We start from the raw sequence: 20,213 nt of genomic DNA, 5'->3' as shown, positions 1-20,213 counted from the left end.
CCGCCGCCGACCAGGGCAGGAGCCGACCGAGCATGGGCCAGCACCGCCGCCGTACTCCCCGCCGCCGCCGTTTCCTGGCGCCGACCCTGGTCACCACGGCGCTGTCCGTCCTCACCGTGGCGGTCGTGGTGGTGGGCACCCACAGCCTGACCCCGAGGGCCACCGCCGTCGCCTCCCCGGCCACCTCGGCCACCGTCGCGCCGCCGGTCCCGGGCACGCCCAGCGTCCCCGCGGCCGTCCCGGTCACGGGGACGGAGCCGTCGGTGTCCTCGGAGCCGGATCCGGCCACCGCGTCTGCGGCGCCCACGCCCACTCCCACTGCTACGGCCACGCCCGCGCCCACGACGGCCGCCCCCACCCCCGCCGACGGGCCCCTCGGCACCACCGCCACCGCCCCGGCCACCCCCGAGGCGGCCACCGTCGGCGCCCTGTTCACCGGCACCGTCCGCCCGGGCAACCACTTCTGCACCGCCAGCGTGCTGCACAGCACCACCGGAAACCTGCTGCTCACCGCCGCCCACTGCATCGACGACCCGAGCGGCGTCACCTTCGCCCCGGGCTACCGCGACGGCAAGGCCCCGTACGGCACCTGGCGGGTCACCGCCGTGCACACCACCACCGGCTGGTCCCACGGCGGCGACCAGGACGAGGACTTCGCCGTCCTGGAGACCGCCGCCGACGACAGCGGCCGCCGGGTCGAGGACGTGGTCGGCGGCAACACGCTCGGCACCGACGAGCCCTTCGGCACCACCGTCCGGCTCTACGGCTACCCCGCGGGCGGTGAGCAGCCCCTGCTGTGCACCAACACCACCGGCCGCCAGAGCGCCTACCAGCGGGTCGTCGACTGCCCGGACTACCCCGGCGGCACCAGCGGCGGCCCCTGGATCTCCACCGCCACCGGCCACGTCGTCGGCGCCATCGGCGGCTACCAGCAGGGCGGCGACACCGACGACATCTCCTACAGCGCCTACTTCGACCACACCATCGCGGCCCTCTACCAGGAGGCGGCCGCCGCAGCCGCCTCCTGAAGCGGCTGCGGCGGGCCCGGCGCCAGGCTGCGAGCACTGCCGGACCTTCTGGAACGCGTCCCCGGCCCCGCCGGAGCCCGACCGGCAGCTTCGGACCTTGCACAGGAAGTCGGCCCGGCCGACTTCCCACTCCAGTGGTGACGCAGGTCGGCTCCGGTGGCGCCCTTGCGAGCGGCAAGGGAGCCACCGGAGAACCCCCGGGAGTTGGGAAGTAGGGGGCGTCGACTTCCCACTCCCAACCCCGGACCCGATTTCCTCCGAGGCTGGGCCGCGCTCGGCCGGAGCGAGCCCGGAGCGGGAAGTCGACCCGGTCGACTTCCTGAGCGCGAAGAAATGCGTCTTCCACCTCGGCTTTCGGTGGGTCCGCGAACACCCCGGCCAGGGTGTCGGGCGCGAAGTGCTCTGCCGCGCCGCCCGTCTGATGGACCGACTGGCGGACGGCTCCGAAAGCCCCGTGAAGCCTTGTCGGGCCGCCGGGACGCCGGATCGAAATCCGGTTCGACCGGTGGCCGCGGCCTGTGGGAAGCTCTCCGCGCACTGACCATCGGTTTCCGCCTTGGGGGGCCTTCACCACCGTGCGCCGCAGCACGGTCCTCGCCGCCGCGACCGCCTCCGCCTTCCCGGTGGCGCACCGTGAGCCGAGCACGGCGGGAGCCAGGAGCGTCGACCTGGACCAGGCGATCGACGCCCGGGGCCGCACCCGCCGTGTCGAGCGGACCGCGGCCGTCGCCACCTTCGGGGGCTTCGGCCCCGCCGAGACCTTCGCCGGGCCCGGTCCGCTCGCCGACTGACCCCGCCGGGCGTGTACCGCCCCGCAGCCGTTCCACCGTTCACCTTCACCGGGCCGCCGGCCCGTTCACCCCGGAGTTCCACCACGATGCGCCGTACCACCGTGCTCGCCGCCGCCGCGACCGCCGTCGCCCTGGCCGCGCTCACCGCCTGCAACGACACCGAGAACAAGGACGCGGCGGCCCCCGCCCCGGCGACCACCGCCGCCACCGCGCCCGCGACCACCGCGGCCGCCCCCTCGCCCACCGCCACCGAGACTCCGACCCCGACCCCGGTCGTCACCACCCCGGCGCCGGTCGCCACGACCCCCGCCGCTCCGGCCGGGGACTTCGATCCGGCGAAGGCCGTGGAGAACGCGAGCAAGGAGCCCTACGCGGTCTCCCTGAAGATGATCACCGAGGTCGGGGGCAAGGCTGCCGGGATCACCACCGCCCGGCAGAACCTCAACACGGCCTACACCGGTCGCGGCGAGATGAAGATCGCCGAGGCCGACCTCGTGGTCGAGACGGTGACCACCGCCGACGCCACGTACACCCGCATGGGCCCGGACGAGCAGTGGATCAAGGCGCCGAAGTCCGCCGAGGGTTCGGCGCTCGACTACACGGTCTATGCGAAGCTGCTGCTGGCCCAGGGTCCGGCCGCCCGCAAGGGCGCGGAGACCCGTGACGGCGTCCCGACGCAGCACTTGTCCGGCCACGTCGACCTGGAGCAGATCGCCGAGATCGACCCGCGCACCTACCGCTCGTCGAAGGCCAAGGGCATCACCGGCTTCGACTTCGACCAGTGGATCGACGCCCAGGGCCGTACCCGGTACGTCGAGCAGGGTGTGGTCCTCAAGGGCGCCAAGACCGTCAACAAGGTGACCTTCACCGACTTCGGCCCCGCCGAGACCTTCGCCGCCCCCGCCGGCGCGGGTGCCGCCGCCGCGAGCTGACCGTCGCACCCGTGGGGCCGCGCCCCGGCCCCACGGGTTGACCGGGCGTCACCGCCGGGGAGCGCCGGAAAAACGAATCAGGCCCAGTCCCGTGGCAACTCGCCACTGGCCTGGGCCTGTTCTGCACTTCTTGCGAAGTGCCCCCGGTAGGATTCGAACCTACGCACCCGCCTCCGGAGGGCGGTGCTCTATCCCCTGAGCTACGGGGGCTTGCTCGTTGTTGTCGTCGCGTTCGCTTCGACGTGGAGAACACTACCAGGCCCGCGCCGTGCTCCGTGCACGGGTTTCGCGGAGGTCCGACCCGAGGTCGGGGACGAGACCGAGGACGGGCCCGGGGCAGGCGGTCCGGGCGGAAGTGGCCAAAGGCCGGACGGGGCGGCGGGCCCGCCGATACCCTCGGTGAGGTGTCGGGAGTGTCCGGGCGGGTCCTCGTGGTGGACGACAGCGAGGTGATCCGCCAGCTGATCAGGGTCAACCTGGAGCTCGAGGGCTTCGAGGTGGTGACCGCCGCCGACGGTGCCGAGTGCCTGGAGGTGGTCCGCCAGGTGAAGCCCGACGTGGTGACGCTGGACGTGATGATGCCGAGGCTGGACGGCCTGCGGACGGCGGCCCGGCTGCGGGCGGCGCCGGGGACGCGGCTGCTGCCGATCGCGATCGTCAGCGCCTGCTCGCCGGCCGATCTGGACCTGGGGGAGTCGGTCGGGGTGGACGGCTACCTCGGCAAGCCCTTCGATCCGGCGGACCTGGTCGCGCTGGTGCGGCGGCTGATGGAGCGCGAGCGGGACGGCGGGGCGGTGGACGGGTTTCGCCCTGGGCGAACAGGCCGGAGTGATCGGGCCTGAGTGACCGGGCCCGAGCGGGGTGCCCCGGTGTCTCAACCGGCAAACCGAGTGGCGAGGGGCCACCCCCTCTCGCCTACGCTTGGCGTCGTGACCCCCGCAGAGCTTTCCCAGGCAGTCCAGGCCGCAGTGAGCGCCGCCGTCGAGGCGGGCGAGCTGGCCGTCGCCGTGCCCGAGCACGTGACGATCGAGCGGCCCAAGAACAGGGACCACGGCGACTACGCGACCAACGTGGCCCTCCAGCTCGCGAAGCCGGCCGGCAAGCCGCCGCGAGCCGTCGCCGAACTGCTGGCCGAGCGCCTGCGAGGGATCACCGGCGTCACCAAGGTCGACATCGCCGGTCCGGGCTTCATGAACATCACGCTGGACGCCGCCACCCAGGGCGAGCTGGCGCGCACCATCGTCGAGGCCGGTCCGGCGTACGGCCGCAACGAGGCTCTCAAGGGCCTGAAGATCAACCTGGAGTTCGTCTCCGCGAACCCGACCGGCCCGATCCACATCGGCGGCGTCCGCTGGGCGGCCGTCGGCGACTCGCTGGGCCGCATCCTCAAGGCCACCGGCGCCGACGTCACCACCGAGTACTACCTCAACGACGCCGGTGTGCAGATCACCAAGTTCGCCAAGTCGCTCCAGGCCTCCGCCAACGGCAAGCCCGTCCCGGAGGACGGCTACGTCGGCGAGTACATCGCCGACATCGCCAAGGCGATCGTCGAGGGCGTCCCGGGCGTGCTCGACCTCTCCGAGGGCGAGCAGCTGGAGGTCTTCCGCACCGAGGGCCTCAAGCTCATGGTGGCCGAGATCCAGCGCTCGATGGAGGAGTTCGGCACCCACTTCGACGTCTGGTTCTCGGAGAAGTCGCTGCACGACTCCGGCGCCGTCGAGAAGGCCATGGAGCGGCTGCGCGAGCAGGGCCACGTCTTCGAGCAGGACGGTGCGATCTGGCTGCGCACTACCGACTTCGGCGACGACAAGGACCGCGTCCTGATCAAGGCCGACGGCGAGACCACCTACTTCGCCGCCGACGCCGCGTACTACCTGTCCAAGCGGGACCGGGGCGCCGAGGTCTCGGTCTACATGCTGGGCGCGGACCACCACGGCTACGTGAACCGGCTCAAGGCCATCGCCGCCTGCGCGGGCGACGACATGGACCGGAACATCGAGGTCAAGATCGGCCAGTTCGTGAAGATGCTGCGCGACGGCCAGGAGGTCCGCCTCTCCAAGCGCGCCGGCAACATCATCACGATCGACGACGTCGTCGAGTGGATCGGCGTGGACGCCGCCCGCTACATGCTGGCGCGCTCCTCCACCGACTCCACGATCACCATCGACATCGACCTGGTCACCAGCCAGAAGGCCGAGAACCCGGTCTTCTACGTGCAGTACGCGCACGCCCGGATGTGCTCGGTGCAGCGCAACGCCGTGGAGAAGGGCATCACGCGCAGCGCGGACTTCAAACCGGAGCTGCTGGCGACCGAGTGGGAGTCCAACCTGCTCGGCGAGCTCGCCCAGTTCCCGGGCGTGGTGGCCAAGTCCGGCGAGTGGCGCGAGCCGCACCACGTCGCGACGTACCTGGAGAAGCTCGCCCGCGAGTACCACCGCTTCTACGACAACTGCCAGATCCTGCCGAAGGGCGACGAGGAGGTCACCGACCTCACGCACGCCCGGCTCTGGCTGGCCGACGCGACACGCACGGTCATCGCCAACGGGCTCACGCTCCTTGGCGTGACGTCGCCCGAGCGGATGTAGGCACCACCCCCATGCGCACTGCGGGGGCGGCTGACGGTCAACGGGGACCGTCGCCGCCCCTCGCCATAGGTCGAGGAAACCGAGGACATGTCTCGCTCCGCACATCCCGCAGGCCCCCGGCACGGTGACGTCCTGCCCGAGGGCCACTACCAGGCCCCGCCGGCCGACCTGAACGCGCTCGACCCCAAGGTCTGGTCGGAGACCGTCGCGCGCGGTGCCGACGGCGTGGTCACCGTCGGCGGCCTGGACGTGAACCGCGTCGCCGCCGAGTTCGGCACCCCGGCCTACGTCATGGACGAGGCCGACTTCCGCTCCCGGGCGCGCGCCTGGCGGGACGCCTTCGGCACCGACGCGGACGTCTACTACGCCGGCAAGGCGTTCCTCTCCAAGGCGGTCGTGCGCTGGCTGCACGAGGAGGGCCTCAACCTCGACGTGTGCAGCTCCGGCGAACTCGCCGTCGCGCTGGCCGCCGGGATGCCGCCGGAGCGGATCGCGCTGCACGGCAACAACAAGTCGGTGGACGAGCTCGAGAACGCGGTGAAGACCGGGGTCGGGCACATCGTGGTCGACTCCTACGAGGAGATCGAGCGCCTGGCGGCCGTAGCCGGACGCCAGGGCGTCCGCCAGCCGGTGCTGATCCGGGTCACCGTCGGTGTGGAGGCCCACACCCACGAGTTCATCGCCACCGCGCACGAGGACCAGAAGTTCGGCCTCTCGCTGACCGGGGGAGCGGCCGCCGAGGCCGTCCGCCGGGTGCTGGCGCACCCCGGGAGCCTCGAACTGCGCGGCATCCACTCGCACATCGGCTCGCAGATCTTCGACACCGCCGGCTTCGAGGTGGCCGCCCGCCGGGTGGTCGGCCTGCTGGCCTCGATCCGCGACGAGCACGGCGTCGAGCTGCCCGAGATCGACCTCGGCGGCGGCCTCGGCATCGCCTACACCAGCGAGGACGACCCGCGCGAGCCGGCCGAGATCGCGGCCGCGCTGGCCGACATCGTCCGCCGCGAGTGCGCCGCCGCGAACCTCACCGCCCCCCGGCTGAGCGTGGAGCCGGGCCGGGCGATCGTCGGCCCGACCGCGTTCACCCTGTACGAGGTCGGCACCGTCAAGGCGCTCGAAGGTCTGCGCACCTATGTCAGCGTGGACGGCGGGATGTCCGACAACATCCGCACCGCGCTCTACGACGCCGAGTACACGGTCGCCCTGGTGTCGCGCACCAGTGACGCCGGACCGATGCTGGTCCGGGTGGTCGGCAAGCACTGCGAGTCCGGCGACATCGTCGTGCGGGACGCCTTCCTGCCGGCCGACCTGGCCCCCGGCGACCTGATCGCGGTGCCCGCCACCGGCGCCTACTGCCGCTCGATGGCGAGCAACTACAACCACGCCCTGAAGCCTCCGGTGCTCGCAGTCCGGGACGGTGCGGCCCGGGTGATCGTCCGGCGCGAGACGGAGGAGGATCTCCTGCGTCTCGATATCGGATGACGAAATCCTTGTCTCAGATCATGGAACGACCGTAGATCCGTACGGAAAGTCCCGGAGACTGGTACAGACCGAAAGTCCGGCGGGACACCGAAATGCCCGCCGGAGCGACCGAAGAACGACGAATGCAGAGCGGAGTCGGATGATGCGTACGCGGCCGCTGAAGGTGGCGTTGCTGGGCTGTGGTGTGGTGGGCTCCGAGGTGGCGCGCATCATGACGACAGACGCCGCCGACCTCGCCGCGCGCATCGGCGCGCCGGTCGAGCTCGCCGGCATCGCGGTCCGGCGCCAGGGGCGGGTCCGCCCGGGCGTGCCCGAGCACCTGCTCACCACCGATGCCGAGGCCCTGGTCAACCGGGGCGACATCGACGTGGTGATCGAGGTGGTGGGCGGCATCGAGCCGTCCAAGAACCTCATCCTGGCGGCGTTCGCGCAGGGCGCCTCGGTGGTCAGCGCCAACAAGGCACTGCTCGCCCAGGACGGCACCGAGCTGCACGCGGCCGCCGCCGCGGCCGGCGTCGACCTCTACTACGAGGCCGCGGTGGCGGGCGCGATCCCGCTGCTGCGCCCGCTGCGCGAGTCGCTGGCCGGCGACCGGGTGAACCGGGTGCTGGGCATCGTCAACGGCACCACCAACTTCATCCTGGACAAGATGGACACCACCGGCGCCGGGTACTCGGAGGCGCTGGAGGAGGCCACCGCGCTCGGGTACGCCGAGGCCGACCCGACCGCCGATGTGGAGGGCTTCGACGCCGCCGCCAAGGCCGCGATCCTGGCCGGTATCGCCTTCCACACCGAGGTGACCGCCGCGGACGTGTACCGCGAGGGCATCACCGAGGTGACCGCCGCCGACATCGCCTCCGCCAAGGAGATGGGCTGCGTGGTGAAACTGCTGGCGATCTGCGAGCGGGCCGCCGACGGCGAGTCGGTGACCGCGCGGGTCCACCCGGCGATGATCCCGCTGTCCCACCCGCTGGCCTCGGTCCGCGAGGCGTACAACGCGGTGTTCGTGGAGGCCGAGGCGGCCGGCCGGCTGATGTTCTACGGCCCGGGCGCGGGCGGCGCGCCGACCGCCTCGGCGGTCCTCGGCGACCTCGTCGCGGTCTGCCGCAACAAGCTCGCCGGTGCCACCGGTCCCGGCGACTCGGTGTACACCCAGCTGCCGGCCAAGCCGATGGACGAGGTCGTCACCCGCTACCACGTCAGCCTGGACGTCGACGACCGCGCGGGGGTGCTCGCCCAGGTCGCCTCCGTCTTCGCCGAGCACGGCGTCTCCATCGACACCGTGCGCCAGCAGGGCCGCGACGGCGACGCCTCGCTCGTCGTGGTCACCCACCGTGCGACCGACGCCGCACTGTCGGCGACGGTCGACAAGCTCCGCGCACTCGACAGCGTGCGCGACGTGGCCAGCACCATGCGGGTCGAAGGGGAATAGGAACAGATGATGAGCAGCGTTGCCGAGAACGCCGCCAGAGGTACCCACACCCACCAGTGGCGGGGTCTGATCGAGGAGTACCGGGACCGCCTGCCGGTCAGCGCGGCGACCCCCGTGGTCACCCTGCTGGAGGGCGGCACCCCGTTGGTCCCCGCCCAGGTGCTGTCCGAGCGCACCGGCTGCGAGGTCTACCTCAAGGTCGAGGGCGCCAACCCGACCGGGTCCTTCAAGGACCGCGGCATGACGATGGCCATCTCCAAGGCGAAGGAGGACGGCGCCCAGGCCGTCATCTGCGCCTCCACCGGCAACACCTCCGCCTCCGCCGCCGCGTACGCGGTGCGGGCCGGGATGGTGTCGGCGGTACTGGTCCCGCAGGGCAAGATCGCCCTCGGCAAGATGGGCCAGGCGCTGGTGCACGGCGCGAAGATCCTCCAGGTGGACGGGAACTTCGACGACTGCCTCACCCTTGCGCGTGAACTGTCCGAGAAGTACCCGGTGGCGCTGGTCAACTCGGTGAACCCGGTCCGGATCGAGGGCCAGAAGACCGCCGCCTTCGAGATCGTCGACATGCTCGGCGACGCCCCGGACATCCACGTCCTGCCGGTCGGCAACGCGGGCAACATCACCGCGTACTGGAAGGGCTACCGCGAGTACGCGACGGACGGCCTGGCCACCCGCACGCCGCGGATGTGGGGCTTCCAGGCCTCCGGCTCGGCCCCGATCGTGGACGGCGCCCCGGTGCTGAAGCCGCAGACCATCGCCACCGCGATCCGGATCGGCAACCCGGCCTCCTGGGACTTCGCGCTCGCCGCGCGGGACGAATCGGGCGGTCTCATCGACAAGGTGACCGATCGTCAGATTCTGTCCGCGTACCGGCTGTTGGCCTCCCAGGAGGGCGTCTTCGTGGAGCCCGCCTCGGCCGCCTCGGTGGCCGGGCTGCTGGCCAAGGCGGAGGCCGGCCTGGTCGACCCGGGGCAGCGGATCGTCTGCACCGTGACCGGCAACGGCCTCAAGGACCCGGACTGGGCGGTGGCCGGCGCGCCGCAGCCCCGGATCGTCCCGATCGACCCCGAGGCGGCCGCCCGGCAGCTGGGCCTGCTCGACTGACGGAGCGTCCGGCGAAACACCTCGCGGACGGCGGGTGGATGAACATCCCCCCACCCCGGGCCGACCCTTTCGGGGGTCGGCCCGGTCTCGTTCTCGACTGACACTTTTGTGTCAATTCAGTGCTGGATTCGGATCCGAATCCGGCATGAATTCCGGCCAGAACCGGCAACACACCAGATCGAAGGCCCACGGGGTGTACCGCTGTGGAACCTGTCTTCGATACTCTGGGTGCGGCCGTGTGGCACATGCCCCGGGTCCGACCCCATTCTGGGCCGCACCACCGAATGTGACCGCCCGCCCCGGCCGGGGCCCCGCGGCCCGCTCCCCGCCCTCGCACCGACGCGCTTCGCGCCGCCCGATTTCCCCAGGAGAGTCCACCGCATGGCCGGTCCTGCGTTCCGTGCCGCCGCCGTCCGGGTCCGGGTCCCCGCGACCAGCGCCAACCTCGGTCCGGGGTTCGACGCCTTCGGACTCGCCCTGGGCCTCTACGACGACGTGGTCGTCCGGGTCGCCGACTCCGGGCTCTCCGTCGACATCGCGGGCGAGGGCGCCGAAACGCTTCCCCGCGACGAGCGCCACCTGCTGGTGCGCTCGATGCGCGCCGCCTTCGACCGCCTCGGCGGCCAGCCGCGCGGCCTCGAAGTCGTCTGCGCCAACCGCATACCGCACGGTCGCGGCCTGGGCTCCTCGTCCGCCGCGATCTGCGCCGGCATCGTCGCCGCGCGCGCCGTCACCATCGGCGGCCCGTCCGCCCTGGACGACGACGCGCTGCTGGCGCTCGCCTCGGAGCTGGAGGGCCACCCGGACAACGTCGCGGCCTGCCTGCGCGGCAACTTCACCGTGGCGTGGACCGAGGAGGACCGGGCCCGGGCGATCGCCCTGGAGCCCTCCGCCGAGGTCGTCCCGGTGGTGTTCGTCCCGGCCACCGAGGTGCTCACCGAGACCGCCCGCGGGCTGCTGCCGAGGACCGTTCCGCTGGCCGACGCCGCCGCCAACGCGGGCCGGTCCGCGCTGCTGGTCGAGGCGCTGACCCGGCGCCCCGACCTGCTGCTCGCCGCCACCGAGGACCGGATCCACCAGGACTACCGGGCCTCCGCGATGCCGGACAGCGCCGCCCTGGTGGCCGCGCTGCGGGCCGAGAACGTGCCCGCCGTGATCTCCGGCGCCGGTCCGACCGTGCTCGCGCTCACCGACGAGGCGGGCGTGCAGAAGGTGCTGGACTTCGCGGCCGACCACGGCGCCGGCGGCCCGGCGTTCGACGCCCACCGGCTCGAACTCGACCGGACCGGAGCCTCGGTGCTCCCGCTCGACGTCTGAAACGCCCCGTCCGCGGCGGTCCCTCCCGGTGCACCGGCACCGGGCCGTCCGGACACGATTGGCAAGCGCAAGGCTGGGGAATGTCTGAGGGGGTCGGTAGTGTTAACCTCATTGCTGCACCAGGTGCCCTCCGGGGCTCGGTGCGCCGCGTCCCGATCCCAGCACTCCGCGTCAGCGGAGTCCAGGCGATGCACGGGGCGACGATTCTCCGGGAGCCCACCGCAGCGCGTACGCAGCCTGCCTGCGCGACTTGCGGCCGCATCCCGAAGCCGTGACGGCACCTGACTCCCACCCCGCGGCCTCCCACCTGGAGGAACAGGACGGGCGGAGCGCGGGCGACCGTCACGCGACGGGGGCCCGGGATTCGCAGGCAGCGTGGGGGCAGCTCCCGGCCGGCGGCCGGGGGGAGGGTCGGCACACGACCGTCCCGCCACGCCACTCAGCACCACCGTGCTTCTAGCACCGCACCTCGCAGCTCTCCCCCGACCGGCACCGCCGTCCGGGGGAACACCGCCTCGGACCGACGCAGTCGAGCGTTGGTCAGGACAGCACAACCGGTCGCCGAGCCAGACAGGCCGACGTCCGCTCCAGGGAAGGACCCTTAGTGAGCGACACCACCGATCTGATGGGCGCGCGCCCGGACGCCGAGGCGTCGGACGCCGCCGCCGCCCCCGCGGCCCCGGCGCGGCGCCGCCGCACCGCCGCCGCGGGCCTGGACGGCATGGTCCTGGCTGAGCTGCAGAAGCTCGCCGGTGACCTGGGCATCACCGGTACCGGGCGGATGCGCAAGAGCCAGCTGATCGAGACCATCAAGGAGAAGAGCGGGGGCGACCCGCTCCTCGCCGGCGCCACCGCCGCTCCGGCCGCCAAGCGTGCGGCCAAGGCCGAGACCGCCGAGCCGGCCGCCGAGAAGCCCGCCCGCCGGACCACCAAGGCCGCCGCCGCCCGGGCCGAGGCCCCGGCCGCCGCCGAGGCGCAGGCCCAGATCGAGATCCCGGTCCAGGCCGCCGCCGAGACCGCCGCGCCGGCCCGCGCCGAGCGCACCCGCCGCCGGGCCACCTCGGCCGCCGGCGCCCCGACCGCCGAGGCCACCGAGGCGCCCGCCGCCGTGGCGACCGAGGCCAAGCAGGCCGAGGCCCGCCCCGAGGGCGCCCGCGCCCTGGAGGGCCGCGAGGAGGGTCGCACCGAGACCCGCCGCGACGGCCGGGACCGTCGCGACCGCCGCGAGGGCGGCGAGCGCGAGGGCCGCCAGGAGACCGCCGAGGCCCCGGCCGGCCAGGACGGCGACGGGCGCGAGTCGCGCCGCGACCGGCGCAACCGCCGGGACCGGGCCGACCGCCCCGAGCGCACCGACCGTGCCGACCGCCAGGGCGGCCAGCAGGGCGCCCAGGGCGAGGGCCAGCAGAGCCGCCAGCCCGCCACCCAGCAGGCCCAGCCGCAGTCGCAGGCGCCGCAGGGCGGTTTCGACGACGACGAGTTCGGCGACGGCCGGCGCGGCCGCCGCGGCCGCTACCGCGACCGCCGGGGCCGCGGCCGCCGCGAGGGCTTCGAGGCCGGTGTCGTCGAGCCGCAGATCGGCGAGGACGACGTCCTGATCCCGGTCGCGGGCATCCTGGACATCCTCGACAACTACGCGTTCGTCCGCACCTCCGGCTACCTGCCGGGCCAGAACGACGTCTACGTCTCGCTCGCCCAGGTCCGCAAGAACGGCCTGCGCAAGGGTGACGCCATCACCGGTGCGGTGCGCCAGCCCAAGGACGGCGAGCGCCGCGAGAAGTTCAACGCCATGGTGCGGCTGGACTCCGTCAACGGCATGGACCCGGAGAGCGGCCGCGGCCGCCCCGAGTTCAACAAGCTGACCCCGCTGTACCCGCAGGACCGGCTGCGCCTGGAGACCGACCCGGGCATCCTGACCACCCGGATCATCGACCTGGTGTCGCCGATCGGCAAGGGCCAGCGCGGTCTGATCGTCGCGCCGCCGAAGACCGGCAAGACCATGGTGCTGCAGGCGGTCGCCAACGCGATCACCCACAACAACCCCGAGTGCCACCTGATGGTCGTCCTGGTCGACGAGCGTCCGGAAGAGGTCACCGACATGCAGCGGTCGGTGAAGGGCGAGGTCATCTCCTCGACCTTCGACCGCCCGGCCGAGGACCACACCACCGTCGCGGAGCTGGCCATCGAGCGCGCCAAGCGCCTGGTGGAGCTGGGCCACGACGTGGTGATCCTGCTGGACTCGATCACCCGTCTGGGCCGCGCCTACAACCTGGCGGCGCCGGCCTCCGGCCGCATCCTGTCCGGTGGTGTCGACTCGACCGCGCTGTACCCGCCGAAGAAGTTCTTCGGCGCCGCGCGCAACATCGAGAACGGCGGCTCGCTGACCATCCTGGCCACCGCGCTGGTCGAGACCGGCTCGCGGATGGACGAGGTGATCTTCGAGGAGTTCAAGGGCACCGGCAACATGGAGCTCAAGCTCGACCGGAAGCTCTCGGACAAGCGCATCTTCCCGGCCGTCGACGTGGACGCCTCCAGCACCCGCAAGGAGGAGATCCTGCTCGGCGGCGAGGAGCTCGCCATCGTCTGGAAGCTGCGCCGGGTGCTGCACGCGCTCGACTCGCAGCAGGCGATCGAGCTGCTGCTGGACAAGATGAAGCAGACCAAGAGCAACGCCGAGTTCCTGATGCAGATCGCCAAGACGACCCCCGGGTCCAGCGACTGACCTTCCTCGGTACACGGACGAGCCCCGGCCCGCGCGAGCGGCCCGGGGCTCGCCGCGTTCCGGGCCGGTGTTCGTTCCGGAGGTTTGTTCCAGACTTGGGACAGTCTGGACTCTTTCAGGCATCTTGTCCGATTTATTCTGGACCGTATGGCCGAACACAAGAGGGTCCCGAGCCGCCGCCGCAAGCTCGTGCGCGCGGCCGCCTGCGGGTCCGTCGCGCTCGTCGTCCTCGGCGCGGGGGCCGCCGGGTACGCGTACCTGCGGCTGGACGGCAACATCAAGAGCGTCGACATCGACGGCCGGCTCGGCACCTCCCGCCCGCCCACGGCCACCGACGGCTCGTTCAACCTGCTGGTACTGGGCTCGGACTCGCGGGACGGCGGCAACGCGGACCTGGCCGGCGGCGACACCGGTGGCACCGCCCGCTCGGACACCGCGATGGTGCTGCACGTCAACCAGGACCACTCGCGCGCCGACGTGGTCTCCATACCGCGCGACACCCTCGTCCCGCGCCCCGAGTGCACCGACCGGCAGGGCAGGGCGGTGCCGGCCGCCAAGCGCGCGATGTTCAACAGTGCCTACGAGGCCGGCGGCGCGGCCTGCGCGGTCAAGACCGTCGAGCAGCTCAGCGGGCTGCGGATGGACCACTACGTAGAGGTCGACTTCGCCGGCTTCGCGCGGCTCGTGGACGCGGTGGGCGGCGCCACCGTGACCACCACGGTGGCCATCCACGACAAGGACAGCGGACTGGACCTCCAGCCCGGCGAGCACCACCTCGACGGCAAGCAGTCGCTCGCCTTCGTCCGCACCCGGCACGGCGTGGGGGACGGCAGCGACCTCGGCCGGATCGAGCTGCAGAAGCAGATGGTGCGCTCGCTGCTCAAGCAGGCCGGCGGCGTGGGGCTGCTGACCAATCCGGTGAAGCTCTGGTCGGTCGGCGACACCCTGACCCGCTCGATCACTACCGACTCCGCGCTCGCCTCGGTGAACTCCCTGGTCGGCCTGGGCGAGCAGCTCAAGGGGATCGGGCCGGACCAGCTCGGCATGGTCACCCTGCCGGTGACGGCCGCCCCCGGCGACCCGGACCGGGTGGTCGAGCTGCAGCCGCAGGCCGACCAGCTCTGGGCGGCCCTGAAGGCCGACCGGCCGGTCCCCGAGAGCGTGACCGCCGCCCAGCCCTCGAACCCAGCCCAGGCCACCCCCACGGCCCCGGCGAAGGCGCCCGCGACCGCCCCGTCGAAGGCGCCCAGCAAGGCACCCACCAAGGCGCCCACGACGGCACCCACGACGGCACCCACGACGGCGCCCGCGACCGCCCCGGCCCGGCACGGCTGAGCCCCGGGCGAGCCCCGGCCCGCCCCCGCCGGGGTCCGGAATATCCCGGAGCGCCCCCCGGTTTGGGAAGAAGCGGCCGGTCCTGGCAGACTGGTCCGTCGGTCCCGGTTCACGAGCGGCGTCCCCGCCGCCGACCCGGTGCCCTCCCGAACACTAGGAGAACCCCTTGAAGTCCAACGCTCACCCCGAGTACGTGCTCACCCACGTGACCTGCACCTGCGGTGCCGAGTTCACCACCCGCTCGACCGAGACCAGCGGCGTGATTCGCGCCGAGGTCTGCTCGCAGTGCCACCCGTTCTACACCGGCAAGCAGAAGATCCTCGACACCGGTGGCCGCGTCGCCCGCTTCGAGGCCCGCTTCGGCAAGCAGCACAGCGCGAAGGCCTAGCGCTCCCTCGGCGCCGGTTCCCGGTGCCCCCGTACTCGTTCCGGGGGCATTGGGGACCGGCGCCGTTCGCGTCCCCCGCACTTTCCGCGCTCCGCGGTCCCCCTCAGATCCACCCACCGATCCCCGGGAAGAAGGCCACCCCCATGTTCGAGGCAGTCGAAGAGCTCCTCGTCGAGCACGCCTCCCTCGAGGCGAGGCTGGCCGACCCGTCCGTCCACGCCGACCAGGCGAACGCCCGCAAGCTGGCCAAGCGCTACGCGGAGCTGACGCCGATCACCCGGGTTTTCCGGGCCTGGCGCCAGGCTGGCGAGGACATCGAGGCCGCCCGCGAACTCGCCGCCGAGGACCCGGAGTTCCTCTCCGAGGTGAAGTCCGGCGAGGCCCGGCGCGAGGAGCTGACGGAGGAGCTGCGGCTGCTGCTGGTCCCGCGCGACCCGAACGACGACAAGGACGTCATCCTGGAGATCAAGGCCGGTGAGGGTGGCGAGGAGTCCGCGCTGTTCGCCGGGGACCTGCTCCGGATGTACCTGCGGTTCGCCGAGCGGATCGGCTGGAAGACCGAGATCATCGACTCCAACGAGTCCGACCTCGGCGGCTACAAGGACGTCTCGGTGGCCGTGAAGACCAAGGGCAACGCCGAGCCCGGCCAGGGCGTCTGGGCCCGGCTGAAGTACGAGGGCGGTGTGCACCGCGTGCAGCGCGTCCCCGCCACCGAGTCCCAGGGCCGCATCCACACCTCGGCGGCGGGCGTGCTGGTCACCCCCGAGGCCGAGGAGGTCGAGGTCGAGATCGTCGCCAACGACCTGCGGATCGACGTGTACCGCTCCTCCGGCCCGGGCGGCCAGTCGGTCAACACCACCGACTCCGCGGTCCGGATCACCCACCTGCCGACCGGTATCGTGGCGTCCTGCCAGAACGAGAAGAGCCAGCTGCAGAACAAGGAGCAGGCGATGCGCATCCTGCGTTCGCGGCTGCTGGCCGCCGCGCAGGAGGAGGCCGAGCGCGAGGCCTCGGACGCGCGCCGCAGCCAGGTCCGCACGGTGGACCGCTCCGAGCGGATCCGGACGTACAACTACCCGGAGAACCGCATCTCGGACCACCGGACGGGCTTCAAGTCGTACAACCTGGACCAGGTGCTGGACGGCGAACTGAACGCCGTCATCCAGTCCTGCGTCGACGCGGACGCCGCGGCCAAGCTCGCCGCGGCCCAACAGAACTGACACCGGGCGGCGGCGGGACCGACGTCGAGGCCGGAGAGCGGAAGCAAGAGGTCGTACGGATGAACCTGCTACTCGCCGAGGTGGCCCAGGCCACCCAGCGGTTGGCCGCGGCCGGCGTGCCGTCGCCGCGCTTCGACGCGGAGGAACTCGCCGCACACGTCCACAACGTCAGGCGCAGCCAGCTGCACACCGTGAAGGACGCCGACTTCGACGCCCGGTACTGGGAGGCGGTGGCCCGCCGGGAGGCCCGCGAGCCGCTCCAGCACATCACCGGCCGGGCGTTCTTCCGCTACCTGGAGCTGGAGGTCGGCCCCGGGGTCTTCGTGCCCCGGCCGGAGACCGAGTCGGTCGTCGAATGGGCCATAGACGCGGTCCGCGACATGGACGTGGCCGAGCCGCTGGTCGTCGATCTCTGCTCCGGCTCCGGCGCCATCGCGCTCGCCCTCGCCCAGGAGCTGCCCCGCTCCGTCGTCCACGCCTTCGAGCTGGACGAGGGCGCGCTGCCCTACACCCGGCGCAACATCGGCTCCTCGCCCGACCGCGCCCGGGTCACCCTGCACGAGGGCGACGCCACCCGGGCCTTCGAGGACGACCGCGCCTGGGACGGCCGCTTCGACCTGGTCATCTCCAACCCGCCGTACATCCCGCTCACCGAGTGGGAGTACGTGGCGCCGGAGGCCCGCGACCACGACCCGCAGATGTCGCTGTTCTCCGGCGAGGACGGCCTGCACACCATCCGCGGCATCGAGCGCGTCGCCGCCCGCCTGCTGCGCCCGGGCGGCGCCGTGGTGATCGAGCACGCCGACACCCAGGGCGGCCAGGTCCCGTGGATCTTCAACGAGGAGGCCGGCTGGACCGACACCGCCGACCACCGCGATCTGAACAACCGCCCGCGCTTCACCACGGCCCGCAAGGCCTCGCTGTGACCGAGCGGGCGACCGACGGGCACCGCGGCACGTCGGGGCGCCGCAGCGGCGCCGCCGGGACCAGCACGAGCACCACCACGAGTACCAGCACCAGCGCCACCACGAGTACCAGCACCAGCACCACCATGAGCCCGTCCGGAAGGGGACCGCACCGATGAGCCGCCGCTACGACTGTGCCGATGCCGGGGACCGCGCCACCGGTCTGCGTGAGGCCACCTCTGCCGTCCGCCGCGGCGAACTCGTCGTGCTGCCCACCGACACCCTCTACGGGGTCGGCGCGGACGCCTTCTCCCCGGAGGCGGTGGCCGCCCTGCTCGCCGCCAAGGGCCGCGGCCGCAACATGCCCTCGCCCGTCCTGGTGGGCTCGCCGACCACCCTGCACGGCCTGGTCACGGACTTCTCCGAGCAGGCCTGGGAGCTCGTCGACGCCTTCTGGCCGGGCGGGCTCACCCTGGTCGCCAAGCACCAGCCCTCGCTGCGCTGGGACCTCGGCGAGACCCGCGGCACCGTCGCGGTCCGGATGCCGCTGCATCCGGTCGCCATCGAGCTGCTGAACGCCACCGGTCCGATGGCCGTCTCCAGCGCCAACCGGACCGGCGGCCCGTCCCCGGCCACCTGCGACGAGGCCCAGCAGCAGCTCGGCGACGCCATCTCGGTCTACCTGGACGGCGGCACCGCCGACCACGCCCAGGCCTCGTCGATCGTCGACGTCACCGGCAAGGTGCCGGTGCTGCTGAGGGCCGGCGCGATCTCCGTCGAGCAGCTGAGGGAGGTCGTCCCCGACCTGGAGGCCGGCAGTTGACGGCCGCCTCCCTCCATGCCGGGCCCGGCATATCGCCGTACCTGAGCGTGGGACCCAGGCCGCTGGACCACTTCCGGATCCTGTACGTGTGCACCGGCAACATCTGCCGCTCGCCGATCGCCGAGCGGCTCACCCGGCGTGAGCTGGACACCCGGCTGAACCCCCGGGTGGCCGGCCGGATCCTGGTCGAGTCGGCCGGCACCTGGGGCCATGTCGGCGCGCCGATGGAGGACCACGCCGCCACGGTGCTGGACGAGTACGGCGCCGACAGCGGCGGCTTCACCGGCCGCGAACTGCTGGACGAGCACGTGGTCGAGGCCGACCTGGTGCTCACCGCGACCCTGGACCACCGGGCCCAGGTCATCTCGATGGGCCACGAGGCGGGGCTGCGCACCTTCACCCTGAAGGAGTTCACCCGGCTGGTCCGGACGATCGACCCGGGCACCCTGCCCGACCCGCGCCGCGGCGCCGACGTCACCGAGCGCGCCCGGGCCCTGGTCCGGGCCGCCGCGGCGCTCCGCGGCTGGCTGCTGGCCGCCGACCCCGAGACGGACGAGCTGCACGACCCGTACGGCGCGCCGATCGGCATGTTCCGCAACTGCGGCGAGGAGATATTCCACGCCGTCGACCCGGTGGTCACCGCCCTCACCGGGGTCCGCGCGCTGCACTGAGCGCCGGTCCGGCCGCCGGCCGGTCGCCGCGGCACCGCCGGCCGGGTCGCGCCGCTTCGTACGGCCGGGCGTACCCCGGCACGCGCCGCCGTGCCGGGGCGCGGGGGCGGTCCTACGCTGGAGGGATCCGACCCGACGCGCCCGGGAGCCCCCGCCATGACCGTCACCGATGCCGCGACCGGCCCCGTCGAGACCCCCGAGGCGCTCTCCGCCGCCCTGTTCCGGGCCGATCCCCAGCTGGCGGACCTGATGGCCGCCGAGGCCGAACGGCGGGCCGAGACGATCCAGCTGCTGGCGGGGGAGAACCTCACCGGCCCGGCCGTGCTGGCGGCCCTCACCGGCCCGCTGATCGACAAGTACGCCGAGGGCTACCCCGGCCGCCGCCACCACGCCGGCTGCTCGCTCGCCGACGCCGCCGAGCTGCTGGCGATCGACCGGGCCCGCGAGCTGTTCGCCGCCCCGCACGCCAACGTCCAGCCGCGTTCCGGCACGGCGGCGATGCTCGCCGCCTACGCCGCGCTGCTGCGGCCCGGCGACGTGGTGCTCGCGATGTCGCTGGAGCACGGCGGCCACCTCAGCTGCGGCTCGCGGGCCAACTTCTCCGGCCGCTGGTTCGACTTCGTCGGCTACGGGGTGCGCCGCGAGGACGGGCTGATCGACCTCGACCAGGTCCGCGAACTGGCCCTGCGCCACCGGCCGAAGGCGATCGTGGCCGGCTCCATCTCCTATCCGCGGCACCCCGACTGGGCCGCCTTCCGGGCGATCGCCGACGAGACCGACGCCTATCTGGTGGCCTCCGTCGCGCAGACCACCGGCCTGATCGCGGCCGGTGTCGCGCCGTCCCCGGTGCCCTACGCGGACGTCACCGTGGCGGCCACCCACAAGCTGCTCCGGGGCCCGCGCGGCGGGCTGCTGCTGTGCACCGCCGAGCTGGCCGAGCGGGTCGACCGGGCGGTGTTCCCGTTCAGCCAGGGCGGCGCCGCGATGAACGAGGTGGCCGGCAAGGCCGTCGCGCTGGCCGAGGCCGCCACCCCCGCCTTCCGGGCTTACGCCCACCGCACGGTGGCCGGGGCACGGGTGCTCGCGGACGGGCTCGCGGCGGTGGGCGCGCGCCCGTTGACCGGGGGGACCGACACCCATCTGGTGACCGCCGACGTCGGCGCGCTCGGCGTCAGCGGGGCCGAGGCGGAGCGCCGCTGCGCGGCCGCCGGACTGCTGTTCGGCAAGTGCGCGCTGCCGTACGACCCGGCGCCGCCGTCGGAGGCCTCCGGGATCCGGCTCGGGACCGGCACCGTGACCACGCAGGGCATGGGGGAGGCGGAGCTGGCGGAGATCGCCGCCCTGATCGGACGGCTGCTCGCCGGGGGTACGGACGTCCGGGTGGCGGAGCGGGTCGGGGAGCTCGCGCGGGCCTTCGCCGGGCGTCGCTGACCGCGCTTCCGAATCTCCTACCCGGTAGGGCGAACCGCGATGCGTGC

The 20,213-nt window shown here is 73.0% G+C and carries 17 protein-coding genes and 1 tRNA gene; 17 read left to right on the top strand and 1 reads right to left on the bottom strand.

Annotated features, from left to right (window positions below; translation table 11 throughout):
• The first annotated feature begins 32 nt into the window (after window positions 1-32).
• From IF01_RS0109155 to IF01_RS43685, 3 genes are all read left to right on the top strand, one after another.
• Window positions 33-1,028, top strand: coding sequence for a trypsin-like serine peptidase (locus IF01_RS0109155; protein WP_051755036.1), 996 nt, complete (start codon window positions 33-35; stop codon window positions 1,026-1,028).
• 575 nt (window positions 1,029-1,603) lie between these two features.
• Window positions 1,604-1,819, top strand: a complete 216-nt coding sequence (locus IF01_RS0109150; protein WP_030392805.1) for a hypothetical protein — start codon at window positions 1,604-1,606, stop codon at window positions 1,817-1,819.
• A gap of 86 nt (window positions 1,820-1,905) precedes the next feature.
• Window positions 1,906-2,751 (top strand): LppX_LprAFG lipoprotein, encoded by an 846-nt coding sequence (locus IF01_RS43685; RefSeq protein WP_030392804.1) that lies wholly within the window; start codon window positions 1,906-1,908, stop codon window positions 2,749-2,751.
• Window positions 2,752-2,889: 138 nt separating this feature from the next.
• On the opposite strand, the gene IF01_RS0109140 is transcribed toward IF01_RS43685, so the two are convergent.
• Window positions 2,890-2,961 (bottom strand) — tRNA-Arg (locus IF01_RS0109140).
• Between the two features lie 194 nt (window positions 2,962-3,155).
• Here IF01_RS0109140 and IF01_RS0109135 point away from each other — a divergent pair.
• The 14 genes from IF01_RS0109135 (at window position 3,156) to glyA (ending at window position 20,166) form a co-directional block, all read left to right on the top strand.
• Window positions 3,156-3,593, top strand: a complete 438-nt coding sequence (locus IF01_RS0109135; protein WP_051741136.1) for a response regulator — start codon at window positions 3,156-3,158, stop codon at window positions 3,591-3,593.
• An 87-nt stretch (window positions 3,594-3,680) separates the two neighbouring features.
• Window positions 3,681-5,336 carry an arginine--tRNA ligase gene (gene argS, locus IF01_RS0109130; RefSeq protein ID WP_030392802.1) on the top strand — a complete coding sequence of 552 codons (1,656 nt, stop codon included), beginning with the start codon at window positions 3,681-3,683 and terminating at the stop codon, window positions 5,334-5,336.
• 87 nt (window positions 5,337-5,423) lie between these two features.
• Window positions 5,424-6,818, top strand: coding sequence for a diaminopimelate decarboxylase (gene lysA, locus IF01_RS0109125; protein ID WP_030392801.1), 1,395 nt, complete (start codon window positions 5,424-5,426; stop codon window positions 6,816-6,818).
• A 139-nt stretch (window positions 6,819-6,957) separates the two neighbouring features.
• A complete protein-coding gene (locus tag IF01_RS0109120; RefSeq protein WP_030392800.1) occupies window positions 6,958-8,250 on the top strand; it encodes a homoserine dehydrogenase in 1,293 nt (430 codons plus the stop codon).
• 9 nt (window positions 8,251-8,259) lie between these two features.
• Entirely contained in the window at window positions 8,260-9,357 is a 1,098-nt protein-coding gene (gene thrC / locus IF01_RS0109115) for a threonine synthase (protein WP_045941643.1), read from the top strand.
• 381 nt (window positions 9,358-9,738) lie between these two features.
• On the top strand, window positions 9,739-10,674 hold the full coding sequence (gene thrB, locus IF01_RS0109110; RefSeq protein WP_030392798.1) for a homoserine kinase: 936 nt from the start codon (window positions 9,739-9,741) through the stop codon (window positions 10,672-10,674).
• Between the two features lie 604 nt (window positions 10,675-11,278).
• Entirely contained in the window at window positions 11,279-13,393 is a 2,115-nt protein-coding gene (gene rho / locus IF01_RS0109105; protein ID WP_030392797.1) for a transcription termination factor Rho, read from the top strand.
• A gap of 147 nt (window positions 13,394-13,540) precedes the next feature.
• On the top strand, window positions 13,541-14,728 hold the full coding sequence (locus IF01_RS0109100; protein ID WP_063764176.1) for an LCP family protein: 1,188 nt from the start codon (window positions 13,541-13,543) through the stop codon (window positions 14,726-14,728).
• A 166-nt stretch (window positions 14,729-14,894) separates the two neighbouring features.
• Entirely contained in the window at window positions 14,895-15,116 is a 222-nt protein-coding gene (gene rpmE / locus IF01_RS0109095) for a 50S ribosomal protein L31 (RefSeq protein WP_030392795.1), read from the top strand.
• A gap of 143 nt (window positions 15,117-15,259) precedes the next feature.
• Window positions 15,260-16,336, top strand: a complete 1,077-nt coding sequence (gene prfA, locus IF01_RS0109090) for a peptide chain release factor 1 (protein ID WP_030392794.1) — start codon at window positions 15,260-15,262, stop codon at window positions 16,334-16,336.
• 59 nt (window positions 16,337-16,395) lie between these two features.
• Window positions 16,396-17,262 (top strand): peptide chain release factor N(5)-glutamine methyltransferase, encoded by an 867-nt coding sequence (prmC, locus tag IF01_RS0109085; protein ID WP_030392793.1) that lies wholly within the window; start codon window positions 16,396-16,398, stop codon window positions 17,260-17,262.
• A 154-nt stretch (window positions 17,263-17,416) separates the two neighbouring features.
• The gene (locus IF01_RS0109075; protein WP_030392792.1) at window positions 17,417-18,064 is read left to right on the top strand and encodes an L-threonylcarbamoyladenylate synthase; all 648 of its coding nucleotides are present in this window, start codon (window positions 17,417-17,419) and stop codon (window positions 18,062-18,064) included.
• A gap of 47 nt (window positions 18,065-18,111) precedes the next feature.
• Complete coding sequence (locus tag IF01_RS0109070) at window positions 18,112-18,735, top strand: arsenate reductase/protein-tyrosine-phosphatase family protein (protein WP_233290170.1); 624 nt, start codon at window positions 18,112-18,114, stop codon at window positions 18,733-18,735.
• Between the two features lie 156 nt (window positions 18,736-18,891).
• Complete coding sequence (gene glyA, locus IF01_RS0109065) at window positions 18,892-20,166, top strand: serine hydroxymethyltransferase (protein ID WP_051741134.1); 1,275 nt, start codon at window positions 18,892-18,894, stop codon at window positions 20,164-20,166.
• Window positions 20,167-20,213 lie beyond the last annotated feature (47 nt).

This window comes from Kitasatospora purpeofusca (assembly GCF_000718025.1).
Taxonomy (GTDB): Bacteria; Actinomycetota; Actinomycetes; order Streptomycetales; family Streptomycetaceae; genus Kitasatospora; species Kitasatospora purpeofusca.
The sequence above is the reverse complement of the archived record's forward strand: the minus strand, read 5'-3'. Positions and strand labels throughout refer to the sequence as shown.